This is a genomic window from Bacillus sp. FJAT-42376 (genome assembly GCF_003816055.1).
Lineage (GTDB): Bacteria > Bacillota > Bacilli > Bacillales > Bacillaceae > Metabacillus_B.
Genome location: NZ_CP033906.1, coordinates 1,850,344 through 1,865,787 on the forward strand (window position 1 = coordinate 1,850,344; position 15,444 = coordinate 1,865,787).

Genomic DNA, 15,444 nt, shown 5'->3' on the forward strand with positions numbered 1-15,444 from the left:
GCGGAGCGGGGAAACGGCTGACAGGCCGCTGAACGCCCGCCGGAGGCTCAGGATATACCGGTTCAGCTGAAAAGAAGCCGCCCTTCATTGGGAGCCGGCTTCTTTTTTATAGGGACAGGAAGGGGGATCCTGTAGACAGCAGCCGCCCATTCTAAAAAATCTTTAAACTTTGCAGAAGGAGAATACCTGCCCCCAGAACCGCCACATATAAAGCAAACCCTTTTAAGGAATGTTTTTTAACGAAATTAATCATAAAAGCGACTGCTATATAGCCAAAGATGCTCGAGGAAATGGTTGCAATCAGCATGGAAGGCAACCCGATGGCCGGACCTGTATATTCAGCTAAATCTTTAAGCTGAAAGACGAGAGCACCAAAAACGGCCGGGATGGAAAGCAAAAAGGAAAAATAGGCAGCTGTTTCTTTATCAATTCCCCTCATCAGCGCACCGGCTATCGTAAGGCCGGAGCGCGATACAGCCGGAAAAATCGCAAGCGCTTGAAATGAACCGATCCATACTGCGTCCCCGATGTTCAGCTGATCGAGTTTTCGGCTTCCTGCTTTTGTGCGATCTGCAAAGAAAAGAAAGAGAGCGGTAAATATAAATTCCCAGCCAATCGTCATGCCCGTTTTGGAAATGCCGTCAAAAAAATCCTTAAATAAGAGGCCTGCGGCTACTGCGGGAAGGGTACCCGCTGCCAAAAGCAAAACCAGCTTGCTGAACGGCTGTTTGATCAGCTTCCAAAGAATATCTTTATAAAAGACAATCAGCGCAATAAACGTACCAATATGAAGCATCGTGTCGAGAAATAACCCCGCATCCTGCAGGCCGAACAGTTTTCGCCCAATATACAAATGCCCTGTGCTGCTAATCGGGAGAAATTCAGTCACCCCTTGTATAAAGCCAAGTATAGCGGCTTCCAGCCAATTCATAACTTCGACATTCCTTTCCTCTTGGTATCCATGACATCCCATTTCATTGTATGTACGAGCCCGTATAATTTAGAACAGCTGCACAAATGGGTTGACAAGTCTAAAAAACTCGGATATTATAAGGGTAACAAAATAGTATTCTCTCTCGTCAAAGGGGAGTAGCCGGTCAGGTGCCTGCACCTGAAAACAAAGTCGTCAATTCATGGATGATATCCATCGGCTTTGTTGACATGACTCAGTACATACATGTTCAGCAAGACCTTTGCCCATTAGTGGCAAAGGTCTGTTTTTATGTCTGCTAATGGGAGCCCGGGAAGGGAAAACACATTAGGAGGAGATAATATATGGATGCATCATTGTTACTTGAGTATGGCTGGGTGCTGCTGATTCTGATTGTACTCGAAGGGATCCTGGCAGCCGATAACGCCCTGGTAATGGCCGTTATGGTTAAGCATTTGCCTGAAGACCAGCGTAAAAAAGCTTTGTTTTATGGATTAGCCGGAGCTGTCGTATTAAGATTTGGTGCCTTGTTTGCGATTTCTTTTCTCGTCAACGTATGGCAAGTACAAGCTATCGGAGCTCTTTACCTGCTCTACATTTCGATTAACCACTTAGTGAAAAAGCATGTTCTGAAAAAAGATGAAGATGAAATCAATAATCCGAAAAAGCAATCCGGCTTCTGGGGTACCGTACTGAAAGTGGAACTTGCTGACCTGGCATTTGCAGTCGATTCCATTCTTGCTGCGGTTGCATTAGCCGTAACGCTTTCGCCTACGAACCTTCCGGAGATCGGCGGTTTAGACGGCGGACAATTTCTCATTATTCTGGCCGGAGGTTTAATCGGTGTAGTGATTATGAGATTTGCTGCCAATGCATTTGTAAAACTTCTAAAAAGAAAGCCTAATCTTGAGTCGGCAGCATTCTTGATTGTCGGCTGGGTAGGGGTAAAACTTGCTTTATATACATTGGCCCACCCGGAAATCAATCTCATTTCAAAGCATTTCATTGAGTCTCCGCTATGGAAAGGGATTTTCTGGACGGTTCTCGCAGGGATTGCAGTAGGAGGATGGTTCCTGTCAAAAGAAACAGAGCCGGAATCCGAAGAGTCAGCACCCCTTAAAAAAGCGGAAAACGAATAATAAATTGAAAGGCTGTCTAAAGCCTGTCCAGATACGAAAGACGCTGGGACATAACTAATATTGCTGTCCTTAAGCCGTTGAAATAAGCATGAAAAACAATAAACCGAACGATTAAGAAGCTCTATAACAGAGTTTCAAATAATCGTTCGGTTTTTTTATTCGCTATATTAAAGCATATTATGGATTTTTAAACCCTGTTGATTGAAGCGGAAAGCGAGCGCCTGCTAGCTGCAATCAGCACCCAAGTTTAACAGAGCTTTTTTATTAGCAGGAAACCTTTTGTCCCAGCCTTTTTCTTTGCTTATAAACGTTCGTCAAAAGATTGACAGCGGGACAGGTGGTACGCGTACGGAAATCAGCCAAAGCAAAGAAAGGGGTATGAGCTTTAGAGTCGGATGGAACGGACAGTGTCTTTCTTTTGTTACAGACATGTTACTTTTACGGCAGTGCTAAAATCATATTTTGATTTCTTAATTACTATTTTTCAGGCCTTTTGGCTTAAAAGTAAACTTTTTTTTGCGTTTCCCCCTTAAACCAGGATTATCCGGCGAAACGTTTAAAAGGAGGTGATGACTATTAAACACCCTGTATAAATGAGTTCTTAAGTCGCGGGTCTTTCGTTTGGTATCTCTTTCGCTGAAAAGAGTCAGGCGGACGCATCCTGGAGAAATATTGTTTCATAAAGATTACAAAAACGTAACAAAAGTTTCCCGGAAACCTTGAATTGGCAAGGTTTCGGTATAAAAAAAAGGCAAACCCCATAAAAGATGTCTCCAAAATCTTTCTTTTCATTCTGTGAAAATGGACTGAAGCCAATGCTGGTGCGGTTTATATAGATAATTCCAAATTTCTTCCTTTGCGCTCTATTCATTATTTAGCTATGATTAACGCAGTATGATCGGGAGAAACTGAGGTGAAACCGTTGCTCAGCCTATTATTTAAAATTGGCAGGAAAAAACATACGTTAGAAGACAGCGTGTTTAAAATCCAAAATGGAGATTTGGATTTGCAAAATAAATTAATTGATCAATATAAGCCGTTTATTGCGAAAACTGTTTCATCTGTCTGCAAAAGATACATAGACGAGACAGATGATGAGTTCAGTATTGGACTGATCGCCTTTAACGAAGCGATTGAAAAATACTCAACGGAGAGGGGAAATTCCCTCCTAGCTTTTGCAGAGCTGATTATTAAAAGAAAAGTAATCGACTATATTAGAAAAGAAGCCCGAAACGCACAAACCGTTAACATGGATTTGCAGGAACACGAAGAGGGAGAAGCGTCCCAAAGCAAGATTGAAGCGGATCTTTCAATTGATGAATATCAGAAATTAGTAGAGCAGGAACACAGGAAAGAAGAAATCCTGCACTTTCAGGGAGTATTAAAGGAATTTAATCTGACGATTGCAGACTTGATTGATCATTCTCCAAAGCATATTGATGCCAGGCAGAATGCCATTCAGGTTGCACAAATACTTGTAGAGCATGAAGAACTGACGAAAATCCTTTTTCAAAAAAAACAGCTTCCTGTCAAACAGCTGGAAAAGCTCGTTTCCGTCAGCCGGAAAACGGTAGAACGGAACAGAAAATACATCATCGCGATGGCCGTCATCTTGACAGGGGACTATCTCTATTTAAAGGATTACATTAAAGGAGTGCTTGAAGCATGAAACGAGGGGTCATCATCGATCTGGCAGATAACTTTGCCATTGTCCTTACAGCAGACGGGCACTTTGTAAAAACCCGGGATGTGAAAAGCCACTATCAAATTGGAGAAGAGATTACCTTTCAAGCGGATGAATCAGTGAAGGCCTCTTCTCCCATTAAGCGCGGCTTATTAGGACTTCAGCAGGTAAGAATTGGATTTGTTACAGCGATTGCTATTATTTTAATTTTCTTTAGTCTGTATCCAGTTTTTAATGCGAACAAAGTGTATGCCTATATGACGATCGATATCAATCCCAGCTTTGAGCTTGCGATCAATGGAAATATGGAAGTCGTAAAATTAGAGCCTCTTAATGAGGACGGACGAAAACTGCTTGCCTCTTTTCCGGACTGGAACAACCAGGGGTTTCAGTCGGTGGTCAACAGCATTATTAATCAAAGCAGATCAAAGGGATATTTGAAAAAAGGGAAAGAAGTTTTAATCACCACAGTAATTGAGCGGAAGAACGATAAAAATTTTGAGAAAAATCTTTTAAGCCATGTGCAAACGATGGAAACCTCCTATACGGCAGAACCCATGACGATTAAAACCATCCAGTCAAATGTGGAAACACGCAATAAAGCGAAAGAAGAAGGAGTATCAACCGGCACATATATAAGGAACCATCACGCCGAAAAAAGCAATCCTCCAGCTTCTCCCGAAAAAGAGAGCAAGAAGGAGCAGCATCCAGCACCGGAGCCTTCTCAGGCACCTGAACCGGAAGAACAAAATAAAACGAACCCGGGAAAAGAAACCGGATGCAAGCCGGCCTGTGATGAGAAAAAAGAAAAGCCGGAAGACAAGAAGCAAAAACCGGATCCAAAGGTATTAAAGGAAATGGAGAAGAAGGGAAAACAGCCACCGACCGTTCCTCCTGAGAGGGACAAAGCTCCATCCGCCCGTCAGGATAAAGAGACGGAACATCCAAAACAAATGGATGAACCTTCGTTCGGACGATCTGAGGATGAAGACAAATACGAAGAAACAAATAATCCGGACGATCTCCATTCTGAAGATTCCGATTCAATGGATGGAGAGGATGGTAAAAAAAAAGATAGCAAGGTAAAAAAAGAAAAAGATAGCAAAGTGAAAATAGAAAAAGAAAGCAAAGTGAAAAAAGATAAGAACCAGCAAGGGTCCAATGCTAATCGGCAAATGAAAAAAGCGGCGGAAGATATGGAGACTGATTCTAAGCATAAACGCCTTGATGGGGATGAAGAAGACGAAAAGCAGGAAGACCAATAGATGTTATGTGAAAGAAAACAATCGCCGTGCAGGTGCACGGCGATTCAACCATATTTATTCTGATTTGCCATGCTGGCTTTGCTGTGCTTGGGCAATTAGCCGTTTTGTCATTTCTCCGCCCACGGACCCGTTTGAACGGGCAGTCGTGTCTTTTCCAAGTGAAACACCAAACTCCTGGGCAACTTCCATTTTAAATTGGTTAAGAGCCTGTTCAGCACCAGGTACGAGCAGTTTATTTGTTCTCGCCATGTTTTTCTCCTCCTTCCCTGCAGCTTCAAGCTGTACCTCTATTGTTCATCCGCGCCAATAAACTATTCATGGAAAACGCAGGGAGTAGATTCTCTTCATTTGCTCATAACAACAAGGAAACAAGTACATGCTATGAGTAAAAAGGGGATTGCCCATGAACTTGCAAAATGGAAAGTTTTACTGGCCTGAAACGTATCATCCCAAAACTACATTTCCAATACTCGAAGAAGATATAAAAACCGACGTGCTTATTATTGGCGGAGGCGGTTCAGGTACCCAATGTGCGTATCGGCTGGCGAATTCAGGTTTATCGGTGACGGTAGTGGATCAGCGTGCCTTTGGCCAGGGGAGCACCTCCACGAATACGGCTCTTATCCAATACGCAGGCGACAAGACCTTTACGGAGCTCATCTCATCTTTCGGTGAAGAAGCGGCTGTGAACCACTTGAAGCTTTGTGAAGCCGCCATAAGCGAGCTGGAAGCCATCTGTCCCAATCTCCCTGTAAATCCGGATTTTAAGCGGCGCGACAGCTTGTATTATGCGAGTTATGAAGAAGATGTTGAAAAGCTGAAGATTGAATATGCGTATTTAAAAAAGCATGGATTCTCCTGTGATCTCTGGAATGAGGAGAAAATCGGATCGCATTATTCATTTAAGAAAAGAGCTGCGCTTTATTATTTTAATGATGCGGAACTTAACCCCTATAAGCTTGTTTATGGGCTTTTGGATGCAGTAAAACCGGCTATCCGCTGTTACGAGAATACGAAAGTGACGGGAATGAAGGCAAAAGAGGGGGAGCATCAATTCCATACCCGCAACGGGAAAACGATCACAGCAAAATATGCGGTTGTTTGCGGAGGATATGAAACGCTTGAGCTGAAGAAAGAGAAAAATGCGGTCATATCAAGCTCTTATGCCATCGTTACAAGCCCGGTTGAACGTTTTGACGGATGGCATAAACAGAGTCTGATCTGGGAGTCTGCCCGTCCTTACATTTACATGAGGACAACACCGGACAACCGGATTATCATCGGAGGACTCGATGAAGACACGGCGATTCCGGAGGAGCGGGATGCAAAAATGACCCGTAAAAAAGAAAAGCTTGTCCAAGAGTTAAACAAGCTATTCCCGGATTATCAGGTCAAAGCAGATTATTACCTCGGAGCGATGTATGGAGGTACCCATGACGGGCTGCCAGTAATCGGCATGTACGAAGACTGGCCGGATTGCTACTTTTTGTTGGGATACGGAGATAACGGGACCGTATACAGCATGGTTTTATCGAAGATCATCAGCGAACATATCGTGAATGGGCGGAGCGCCAATCTGGATCTTTATCTTCAGATGAGACCATCCATCCGCTCATGAGAAATTCAAATGCGTCTCCTGATATTGCTGGGCCTTGCTCAATAGATGCGAATAAAGGACAGAGAAAACCGTCAACACCAATACTGGCTTGATGCGGATCCAGGATGAATCCGGAATAGACGGAAAAGCTGTTCTGACAATCTCTGCTTCCGCTTCAATTTTTTCTTCCAAATCGGTTGCCGGAGGAAAATGGAACGATTCATGGATCAATTTGTCTAAAACCACTGCATATGCTTCATAATAGTCAACAGGGCTGATCAAATCGTCTGTGCGGTCTGAGAGCGTATTGAAAAGCCGGTTAAGCATTTTGCGGATTGTTTCAAAATCGTAAGTTGATTTCAAATCCCTGACAATCAAAAGAATGACCGCCTGGTCGATGGAATATTTTTTTCCAAGCTCCGGCTGACCAATCAGCCCTTTTATATCGCGTTTGATCCAGTTTTGAATGGATGTTGATTTAAACGTAGTCAGCTCGCAAAGGTTTCCGAGCGCTACGATATCATTTGTAGATAGCCCGGAAACCGCTCCGCCGCTGCGTTTAAATCGCTTTACGAATTCGGGAAGGTTCGCGCTTGCCTGGCGGTTCCAGTTGCTTAAAAAATTTTCAAGCTCCAGCCCGTTTTGGAGATCAAGCGCATGAAGCAGTCCTGACATTTCAAGTCTTGTTAATTTAAGTTCTTTCATCGTGCACCTCTTTAATCTATCCTGTTCTTGGAAACATCTTCTTAAACCATAATACTTGTCATAAAATGAATATGGAATTATAATCATTGTATAATAAGTTCATATGAACTTGAAACTACGAGGTGAAAAATGTTTAAACGAATTGGATTGTTCATATTAACCAACATCCTTGTTATCACGACGATTGGGATTGTTTTATCCATTTTAGGCGTTGGTAATTATATGACTGCATCTGGTGGAATCGATCTCGTTACCTTGCTTGCATTCAGTGCAGTTGTAGGTTTTACCGGATCATTATTCTCCCTGGCGATTTCCCGCTGGATGGCGAAAATGATGATGGGGGTTCAAGTATTAAAGCCTGAAGATAATCTTTCACCAATTGAAAGAGATTTAGTCAACCGCGTTCACGCACTTGCAAGGACTGCCGGTATGAGAGTGATGCCTGAAGTGGGAATTTACCGCTCGCCGGAGGTTAATGCATTTGCTACAGGGCCTTCCAAAAACCGTTCTTTAGTTGCGGTTTCAACCGGATTGCTTGAGGAGATGGATGAAGATGCCATCGACGGTGTGCTTGCCCATGAGATTGCCCATATTGTAAATGGCGACATGGTAACCATGACTCTTCTGCAAGGAATTGTCAATACATTCGTTGTATTTCTTGCAAGAATTGCTGCCTGGGCCGTATCAAGATTTGTACGCGAAGAGCTTGCAGGGGTTGTTCATTTCATTGCCATTCTTGTATTCCAAATTCTATTCTCCATTTTAGGAAGCCTTGTTGTATTCGGATTCTCGCGTTACCGCGAATACCACGCAGACCGTGGAGGCGCTGATTTTGCCGGCAAGGATAAAATGATCCATGCTTTACGAAGCCTGCAGAACTATACACAGCGCACTAGAGATGATGACACGTCTTTAGCAACTTTAAAAATCAACAGCAAACGCAAACGTTCCCTGTTTTCAACGCATCCTGATCTTCAGGACCGGATTGCAAGACTGGAACAGCGATAATAGGAAAACCGGCCGTATATGCAACGGCCGGTTTTTTTATGATGGCTGGAACGTGTGCTTTCTGAAGCATCCGTTCTGTTGTCAAATCTTATAGGATGAGAATGAATCACGAAACTCTTTTGACAGTGATGCGAGAACCTGAGAGGAATGAAGCATCTCCTGCATAACTGCATTTTGCTCTTGTGTAGTGGCGGCAATATGTTCAATGTTCCCGTTCGTCATTCTGGTAATGTGTTCAATGTGACTGGTCGCCTGATTGAGTACGTCCATTTGTCCGGTAACATACATCACTGCTTTTTCCACCTGCTCGCTCTTTGCCTCAAGCTGTCCGATGTGGCTTGAGATCACTTTAAAGGATTCGTCCACTTCCAGCACGAGTTCGTTTCCTTTCATGATGGCTGCAGAGCTTTGCTTCATTAGCCTCGATGCAGCCTCTGTTTCGTGCTGAGTGGATTGGAGGATATTCTGGATGTCGCCGGCTGCTCCTGCTGTCTGTTCAGCGAGTTTTCTTACTTCAGAAGCAACAACACCAAATCCTTTTCCGTGTTCGCCGGCTCTGGCAGCCTCGATAGCCGCATTCAATGCAAGCAGGTTCGTCTGCTCGGAAATATTCGTAATAAGTCCGGCAATGGCGGTGATGGTTTCAGATTTTTGTGCAAGCGTTTGTATGGTTTGGTCAAGGCGGTCAACATGTTCCAGTATCGATTCCATTTGAACCATAACATCCTCAGCCTGGGTTTTTCCTTCCAGGATTTTATGAGCGGAGGCCCGGCTCAGGCTGCTTGCTTCTTTTGTTTCAGCTGCAGCCAGATTCAGCTGAGAAGAGATGGTTTGCGCGGAACCGGCAGCCTGATGGGTAGACTGCAGCTGCTGATCAGAACCTGAGGCGAGTTCAAGAATGGACTGCGTGATTTGCTCCGTTCCATCGGAAGTCGCCACTGTATTTTCCTTTAAATGTCCTGACATGTTTCTTACTTTTTCTGAAAGAGCAAATATATCTTGGATGGATTGTTTAAGTTCGGCTTTCAGACTGTTCATTGCGTTCGCGATATCAGCCGTTTCATCTTTTGAGCGAAAGTGAAGATCGTCAACTAGAAGATTGCCGCTTGCCAGTTCTTTGCACATATGAACTGCCAGGGCCAGCTGTTTACGGATTCTTCTGCTGACAAAAAAGAGAAGAAGAGCCGACAGAAGAATGGAGACAGCAATAAATCCTGATGATAAAAGGATCCGGTTATTTGATGTTTGTTCGGTCTGCGCAATCAGCTCAGCCCGGTCTTCTGCAAGGAGCTTCTCCAGAGCGGATAATTTTTCACTGCTTACATCCCGGATAACGGCTGCCCGGTTTTGAAGTTCAATTTGTTTTAAAGGATCGAGTGTTCCTCCATTGCTTAAAACGGAGTTTACCTCTGGTTTTATTCTTGTCTCAAAGAATTTGTCGAGCTCATCATTCATCGTTTGAGCCGCATTAAGCAGCAGAAGCTGATCTTGTTTCGACATATTCCTTTTAAGCTCGGCTAAAGTCTGGTTCATTTTTTTTACTTGATCTTTGTAGGCGCTCTCATTTTCAGGTGCTGCTTTTGTAATGTAATCGGTGATGACGATGTACTTTTGCTTGAAAATTTCAGAGGCTGAGGAAACCTTGAGAGCGTCGTTTGCTTTTTGTTCTGTTGTACTGATCGTTTTAAGGGTGGATGACAAGGAAAATAAAATAAAAAGGAAGGCAATAATAATAAGGGAGAGACAAGCATAAAAAACTAGTCCATATTTACGGCCGATTGAAGATTTACGTTTAAATTGCATCGTGCTAGACCCCGTTCACTCGAATTTTGTAGAAAAAAATAGGAAAAATGGTATAAATTTAATACTCCAATTTTAATGCAAAAGGAAGGGTGTTGTAAACGCTTTATGTCAAAAGTTTTATGCAAATTGTGTGTGAAGGGTTTTTTTTGAGGGTATTTTTCTTTAAGATAGAACAGTGAATTCAACGAGGAGGAAGGTTTCTAATGAGAATGCTCGAACGCTTGAGAAGACAGAAGCTTTCTCCGGCTAAAATTATTGTTGGTTATTATTTTATCGCAGTGACTGTTTCCATTTTGCTGCTAAGCCTTCCTTTTTCCAGACAGTCTGATGCAGAATGGACCTTTATTGATGCACTGTTTACTTCTGTCAGTGCGGTGAGCGTAACAGGGTTATCGACGATTTCCATTAAGGATACCTTTACTGTTCCCGGTTATTTTATTCTCTCTTTTATCCTCCAGTTTGGCGGAATAGGCATCATGACTCTCAGTACGTTCATCTGGCTGGTGCTTAGACGGCGCATCGGCCTTAAGGAAAGAAGACTGATCATGACCGATCAAAACCAATCAAGCTTGTCAGGGCTTGTGAGTCTTTTGAAGCAAATTCTTATCCTGATCTTAGCGATTGAAATTGTTGGAGGCATTATTCTTGGTACATACATGCTAAAATATTTTCCGGATTGGAAAGAGGCTTATCTTCATGGATTTTTTGCCTCTGTGAGCGCCACAACAAATGCGGGTTTTGATATAACCGGCGAATCCCTTATTCCGTTTGCAAAGGATTATTTCATTCAATTCATCAACATTTTGCTTTTAACACTTGGCGCGATTGGCTTTCCGGTTCTCATAGAAGTAAAAGCTTATTTGTTCCATGAAAAAAAGCACCGGTTTACGCTTTTCTCTAAAGTAACATCCATCACGTTTTTAGGCTTGCTTGCCTTCGGTACGATTGGAATCCTGCTTCTGGATTCCCAGCATTTTTTTAAGGGGAAACCGTGGCATGAGTCGTTATTCTATGCCCTGTTCCAGTCTTCGACCACGAGAAGCGGAGGGCTTGCGACTATGGACGTGGCACAATTCAGTGATGCCACTCTATTGTTTATGTGTCTGCTCATGGTCATTGGTGCTTCGCCAAGCTCTGTAGGCGGAGGTATTCGGACAACCACTTTTGCCCTGAATCTGCTGTTTATTTATCATTTTGCCCGCGGCAGAAAGTCCGTTAAGCTGTTTAAAAGAGAGGTCCATCATGATGATATTACAAAATCGCTCGTTGTCACGATTGTAGCGGCGCTTCTTTGTTTTGTTTCAACAGTCATTCTTGCGGCAATCGAACCGTTCAGTCTGCTGGAAATCCTATTTGAGGTTTCCTCTGCTTTTGGAACGACTGGATTGTCTCTCGGGATCACAGCGGATTTGAGTACGCCTGGAAAGGTCATTATTATTCTGCTTATGTTCATTGGAAGAATTGGAATCGTCACGTTCCTGCTTATGATGGGGAAAAAAGAAATCGAGGCCAATTACAAATATCCTACCGAACGGATTATTATCGGCTGACAGGATTGCATGGTCCTGCCTGGACATACTGTTAATTCCCGGCTTCCCTCTTCGGTTAAGATCCTCTTCATAAGTTCCGGACGAAAGGAAATAATGAAGAGGGAAGGGAGTGAAGCGGATTGAAACAGGAAAAACAGTTTCCCGTTGCAGAACTGACCGCAGAGGAACTGGGCCAGCTGCAGAAGTTTGAAGAAGATTTTCGAAACCGTACCGGGGAAGAAATCGTCTTGATTGCCTACGAACATCAGGATTGAAATAGGGAAGGCACTGAAAAAAATGCCAGGACTGAAAATCCTTCAATGGGTGAACCTATTCTTGCGGAGAGATCCGCGCATTCATTTTTCCAATTGAGGGGGATGTTTATGAAACGAAAAGCAGCTAATCATCAGGCATTAAAAAACAACACGACTCCGTCTGAGAGCATGGCGAAAACAGAGTTTGCTGCAGAGTTCAATCATGAAAACCCTCAAAAGTATGCGAACCGCAATTCCAAAAAAGGATTGCAGGGCAAGTCGGAGAGCAGCCGATGAGCAAGAAAAACCAAAAAAGCAAAGATATGCAAAATCATAAAAAGCCGATGAACCCGGATGTTCTGCAGGAAGAATTCGGAAGCGAATTCGGAGATGCGAATTCCGCTAAGATTTATGAGGTAAAAGAAGAATTGAAACACCGGCCGAAATCGGGCAAAAAGAAAAAGTGAGGGCTTTCGCCCTCACTTTTTCTTTTACGCATCGGTTATACGGTTCTGCTGTGGTCCGGACTTTCATTCGTTGTGTAAACCAGAGTATGGTTTTCAGAAGGATCATAATGGAAAAGGATCCACGTTTCATTCAAGACGACTGTACCGTTCAATTTATATTCTGCCAAGTCAAAAGGAAGATGCTCGACAATTGTGTGTTTATAAAGGTCCTTTTCAGACAGCGGATTTTTTTGATAAACGGACCCCAGAATAGCAGGCTGGTCCATTAAGCGCTTGTAAAATAAATCACGCTGCTCTTTGGCAATCAAGGAATGATCCCAGAGCGCTTTTCTAGGTTTGTACCGCTGATTTTTTAAATAGTCGTACGTCATAAAGGCTGTAGCTGTCTTCAGATGTTCAGGAGCTGCGGCTTCGATAAAATCACGCAGTCTTCGGAAGAGATCCTCAAGCTGGTGTCCAATCCGGCTCCAGCCCTGCTCATCCCAAAATGTCCCGAACTCCTGGAAGAAATCAAAGGGAGTAGGGAAGACATGCTGTACCAAATATTCAACGGTTTCATCCATCCGGTGATCGTTCCAATATTTTTCGAGAACATCTTCTACCTGTTTGATGCGGGAAATATCATCAAAGGTCAAGACGTTGTTTTTCAGAATCTCATATGGCGAATGGTCCATGTATACATAATCATGCTGAGAGGCTCTTAACCGAAGACCTGTTCCGCGAAGCATTTTAAGGAAACCGAGCTGGAGCTCCTCCGGTCTCATCGCAAATACATCATTGAAGGTCTTCTTAAACGATTGATAGTCTTCTTCCGGAAGTCCGGCAATCAAGTCCAGATGCTGCTCAATTTTCTGTCCTTCTTTCACCATCATGACCGTTCTCGTCAGCTTGCTGAAATTTTGTCTTCTCATGACAAGGTCGTTCGTTTCATCGTTTGTTGATTGAACACCGATTTCAAAGCGGAAAAGCCCTTTTGGGGCATTATCATTTAAAAATTGAATCACTTCAGGACGCATGATATCCGCGGTAATCTCGAACTGGAAAACCGTTCCGGGACGGTGCTCGTCTATCAGGAACTGGAACATTTCCATTGCGTAGCTGCGGCTGATGTTGAAGGTCCGGTCAACGAATTTTATCGTTTTCGCTCCATGCTTCATGAGAAAGCGGATATCTTCTTTCACTTTCTCCCGGTCAAAGTAGCGGACTCCTACTTCAATTGACGAAAGACAAAATTGGCAGCTGAATGGACAGCCCCGGCTTGTCTCTACATAAGTTACCCGTTTGGACAGGCTTGTTAAATCTTCTTCAAAACGGAATGGGGAAGGCAGCTCTTTTAGATCAAGCTTGTTTGCCTGCGGCTGAATCTTCACTTTTCCTTCTTCCCGATACGCTATGCCATTTACGGTTTTCATCGGAAGGTTCTGATCTATGGCGTGAAGGAGCTGTTTAAAGGTCTGTTCCCCTTCGCCTATCACAATATAATCGGCTTGAGGAATCCTTTCCATCCACTCCAGGACATCATAGGTCACTTCAGGTCCGCCAAGAACGATCTTCAGCTCCGGCTTGATTTTTTTCAGCATATTGATCACTTTAATCGTTTCTTCAATATTCCAGATGTAGCAGCTGAAGCCAATCACGTCAGGATTTCTTTTGAACAAGTCACTGACGATATTAATAGAAGGATCTTTGATCGTATATTCGGCAAGCTCAGGGTTGTATTCCGGCTGAGCATAAGCTTTTAAGTAACGAATGGAAAGACTTGTATGAATGTATTTTGCGTTTAATGTGCTGAGCACGATATTCATGTTTTTACACCACTTTTATTAAGAATCATTATTTTAAAACATTACCCATTTTAACACATTCCGGACAGCGGGAAACGTTTTTCCTCAAAAAAAAGCGGGTGCCCGCGAGGCACCCGCCATTTTCTAGGTTTGCTGTATGGACTTCAGTTTCCGCTTCAAACGTGTGGCTTTCAGTTCAACAATCGGCTCCGTCAGTGTTTTGATTAAATTAGAAGACAGAAGGAACGTCACGATAATCGCTGCAGCTGCGTAAATGGTGATGCTTTGATAATCATTCAGCCAGCTTTCTGCCGGACTGTTGCGAATCCCATTGATGATGAAACCATGCAGGAGATATACATAAAAGGTTCTCGTGCCCCATGTTGTAAAGAAAGCCTCTCTTTGAGGGACAATCGCAAGAAAACTCAGCGTAGTGGCAACGGTCAAACCATAAAAGGCAGAACGGATGAGCGCACTTACTGCGACAGCCTGCCCGAATGCAGAATACGGCTTTGAACCAAAGAGCCATTCAAAATCAAATTGCCAGAAGAAATACATGCTGAAAGTAAAAGCCAGAAACAGTATGGAAAGGACTCTCCCTTTAAAAGAAGTCAGTTTATAAAAATGCTCTCTTTTCATGTAAAAACCAATCAGGAAAAGCGGAAAGAATACAAATGTTCTCCCCATACTCAGAAAGCTGTTCGCAAAATCTGCGTATCCGATTCCGATTCCTAGCAGAAATGAAAGGGTAAGAGCGATTTTCCAGTTTGTTTTTGTGAAAACAAACAGCATCAGATTCCAGAAAAACAGGCTTAGCAGAAACCATAAAGACCACTGCGGATCAAGCGGGTTGAGCTCAAGCTGATCCTGCTTTTGGATGAGGACATAATAGACCGAGTAAATCCCCTGGAAAATCAAATAAGGAATGATCAGCTTTTTTGCAATCTTTCCTACATATCCCTTTTTGCGGAAACCTTTTGCAAAGTAGCCGGATACTAAAATAAAGGCCGGCATGTGGAACGTATAAATAAATTTGTAAATGTGGAGCATCACTTCGTTGTTATCAATAAAAGAACGGATGAGATGGCCAAATACGACAAGGATAATTAATAAAAACTTCGCATTATCAAAGTAGCTGTCTCTCGTTTTCAACTCAAATCACCTGCCTGAATGCGCTAAATTTACGGGAATTCCTGTAAATACAATTTACCCATGCGTGAACAGTGTAAAACAAATCAAATGGTGATTCCTGCCCTTTAACCGGATTGTCAGCCGGAT

Annotated in this window: 15 protein-coding genes and 1 riboswitch; of the genes, 9 read left to right on the forward strand and 6 right to left on the reverse strand. The window is 43.2% G+C overall.

From position 1 onward, the window contains the following. Positions 1 to 151 precede the first annotated feature (151 nt). Positions 152 to 931, reverse strand: coding sequence for an undecaprenyl-diphosphate phosphatase (locus tag CEF21_RS09360; RefSeq protein ID WP_123915601.1), 780 nt, complete (start codon positions 929 to 931; stop codon positions 152 to 154). 141 nt (positions 932 to 1,072) lie between these two features. Then, positions 1,073 to 1,183, forward strand: a riboswitch (yybP-ykoY riboswitch). 92 nt (positions 1,184 to 1,275) lie between these two features. On the opposite strand from CEF21_RS09360, the gene CEF21_RS09365 reads away from it, so the two are divergent. From CEF21_RS09365 to CEF21_RS09375, 3 genes are all read left to right on the forward strand, one after another. Next, on the forward strand, positions 1,276 to 2,070 hold the full coding sequence (locus tag CEF21_RS09365; protein ID WP_123915604.1) for a TerC family protein: 795 nt from the start codon (positions 1,276 to 1,278) through the stop codon (positions 2,068 to 2,070). A 913-nt stretch (positions 2,071 to 2,983) separates the two neighbouring features. Continuing rightward, positions 2,984 to 3,739 (forward strand): RNA polymerase sigma factor SigI, encoded by a 756-nt coding sequence (gene sigI, locus CEF21_RS09370; protein ID WP_123915607.1) that lies wholly within the window; start codon positions 2,984 to 2,986, stop codon positions 3,737 to 3,739. Beyond that, the gene (locus CEF21_RS09375; RefSeq protein WP_123915610.1) at positions 3,736 to 5,019 is read left to right on the forward strand and encodes an anti-sigma factor domain-containing protein; all 1,284 of its coding nucleotides are present in this window, start codon (positions 3,736 to 3,738) and stop codon (positions 5,017 to 5,019) included. Before sigI ends, CEF21_RS09375 begins: the two co-directional genes overlap by 4 nt. Before the next feature lie 54 nt (positions 5,020 to 5,073). Here CEF21_RS09375 and CEF21_RS09380 read toward each other — a convergent pair whose 3' ends face one another. After that, complete coding sequence (locus CEF21_RS09380) at positions 5,074 to 5,268, reverse strand: alpha/beta-type small acid-soluble spore protein (RefSeq protein WP_123915614.1); 195 nt, start codon at positions 5,266 to 5,268, stop codon at positions 5,074 to 5,076. A 154-nt stretch (positions 5,269 to 5,422) separates the two neighbouring features. Here CEF21_RS09380 and CEF21_RS09385 point away from each other — a divergent pair, with 154 nt between their 5' ends. Further along, positions 5,423 to 6,637, forward strand: coding sequence for an NAD(P)/FAD-dependent oxidoreductase (locus CEF21_RS09385; protein ID WP_123915617.1), 1,215 nt, complete (start codon positions 5,423 to 5,425; stop codon positions 6,635 to 6,637). Here CEF21_RS09385 and CEF21_RS09390 read toward each other — a convergent pair. Next, positions 6,632 to 7,321, reverse strand: coding sequence for a DUF1836 domain-containing protein (locus CEF21_RS09390; protein WP_123915620.1), 690 nt, complete (start codon positions 7,319 to 7,321; stop codon positions 6,632 to 6,634). The two genes, CEF21_RS09385 and CEF21_RS09390, sit on opposite strands and share 6 nt — an antisense overlap. 129 nt (positions 7,322 to 7,450) lie before the next feature. On the opposite strand from CEF21_RS09390, the gene htpX reads away from it, so the two are divergent. Then, positions 7,451 to 8,329, forward strand: coding sequence for a protease HtpX (gene htpX / locus CEF21_RS09395; protein ID WP_123915623.1), 879 nt, complete (start codon positions 7,451 to 7,453; stop codon positions 8,327 to 8,329). An 81-nt stretch (positions 8,330 to 8,410) separates the two neighbouring features. On the opposite strand, the gene CEF21_RS09400 is transcribed toward htpX, so the two are convergent. Continuing rightward, entirely contained in the window at positions 8,411 to 10,132 is a 1,722-nt protein-coding gene (locus CEF21_RS09400; RefSeq protein ID WP_123915626.1) for a methyl-accepting chemotaxis protein, read from the reverse strand. 203 nt (positions 10,133 to 10,335) lie between these two features. On the opposite strand from CEF21_RS09400, the gene CEF21_RS09405 reads away from it, so the two are divergent. From CEF21_RS09405 to CEF21_RS21255, 4 genes are all read left to right on the forward strand, one after another. Next, on the forward strand, positions 10,336 to 11,682 hold the full coding sequence (locus tag CEF21_RS09405) for a TrkH family potassium uptake protein (RefSeq protein WP_123915629.1): 1,347 nt from the start codon (positions 10,336 to 10,338) through the stop codon (positions 11,680 to 11,682). 119 nt (positions 11,683 to 11,801) lie between these two features. Continuing rightward, complete coding sequence (locus CEF21_RS21710) at positions 11,802 to 11,936, forward strand: hypothetical protein (protein ID WP_277423931.1); 135 nt, start codon at positions 11,802 to 11,804, stop codon at positions 11,934 to 11,936. A 108-nt stretch (positions 11,937 to 12,044) separates the two neighbouring features. Beyond that, positions 12,045 to 12,212, forward strand: coding sequence for a hypothetical protein (locus tag CEF21_RS21250; RefSeq protein WP_164462047.1), 168 nt, complete (start codon positions 12,045 to 12,047; stop codon positions 12,210 to 12,212). Further along, positions 12,209 to 12,382 (forward strand): hypothetical protein, encoded by a 174-nt coding sequence (locus CEF21_RS21255; protein WP_164462140.1) that lies wholly within the window; start codon positions 12,209 to 12,211, stop codon positions 12,380 to 12,382. Before CEF21_RS21250 ends, CEF21_RS21255 begins: the two co-directional genes overlap by 4 nt. Before the next feature lie 35 nt (positions 12,383 to 12,417). Here the strand turns inward: CEF21_RS21255 and CEF21_RS09410 are convergent, their stop codons facing one another. Beyond that, a complete protein-coding gene (locus CEF21_RS09410; RefSeq protein WP_123915632.1) occupies positions 12,418 to 14,187 on the reverse strand; it encodes a B12-binding domain-containing radical SAM protein in 1,770 nt (589 codons plus the stop codon). Positions 14,188 to 14,310: 123 nt separating this feature from the next. After that, entirely contained in the window at positions 14,311 to 15,318 is a 1,008-nt protein-coding gene (locus tag CEF21_RS09415; protein WP_123915635.1) for an acyltransferase family protein, read from the reverse strand. Between the last annotated feature and the right edge of the window lie 126 nt (positions 15,319 to 15,444).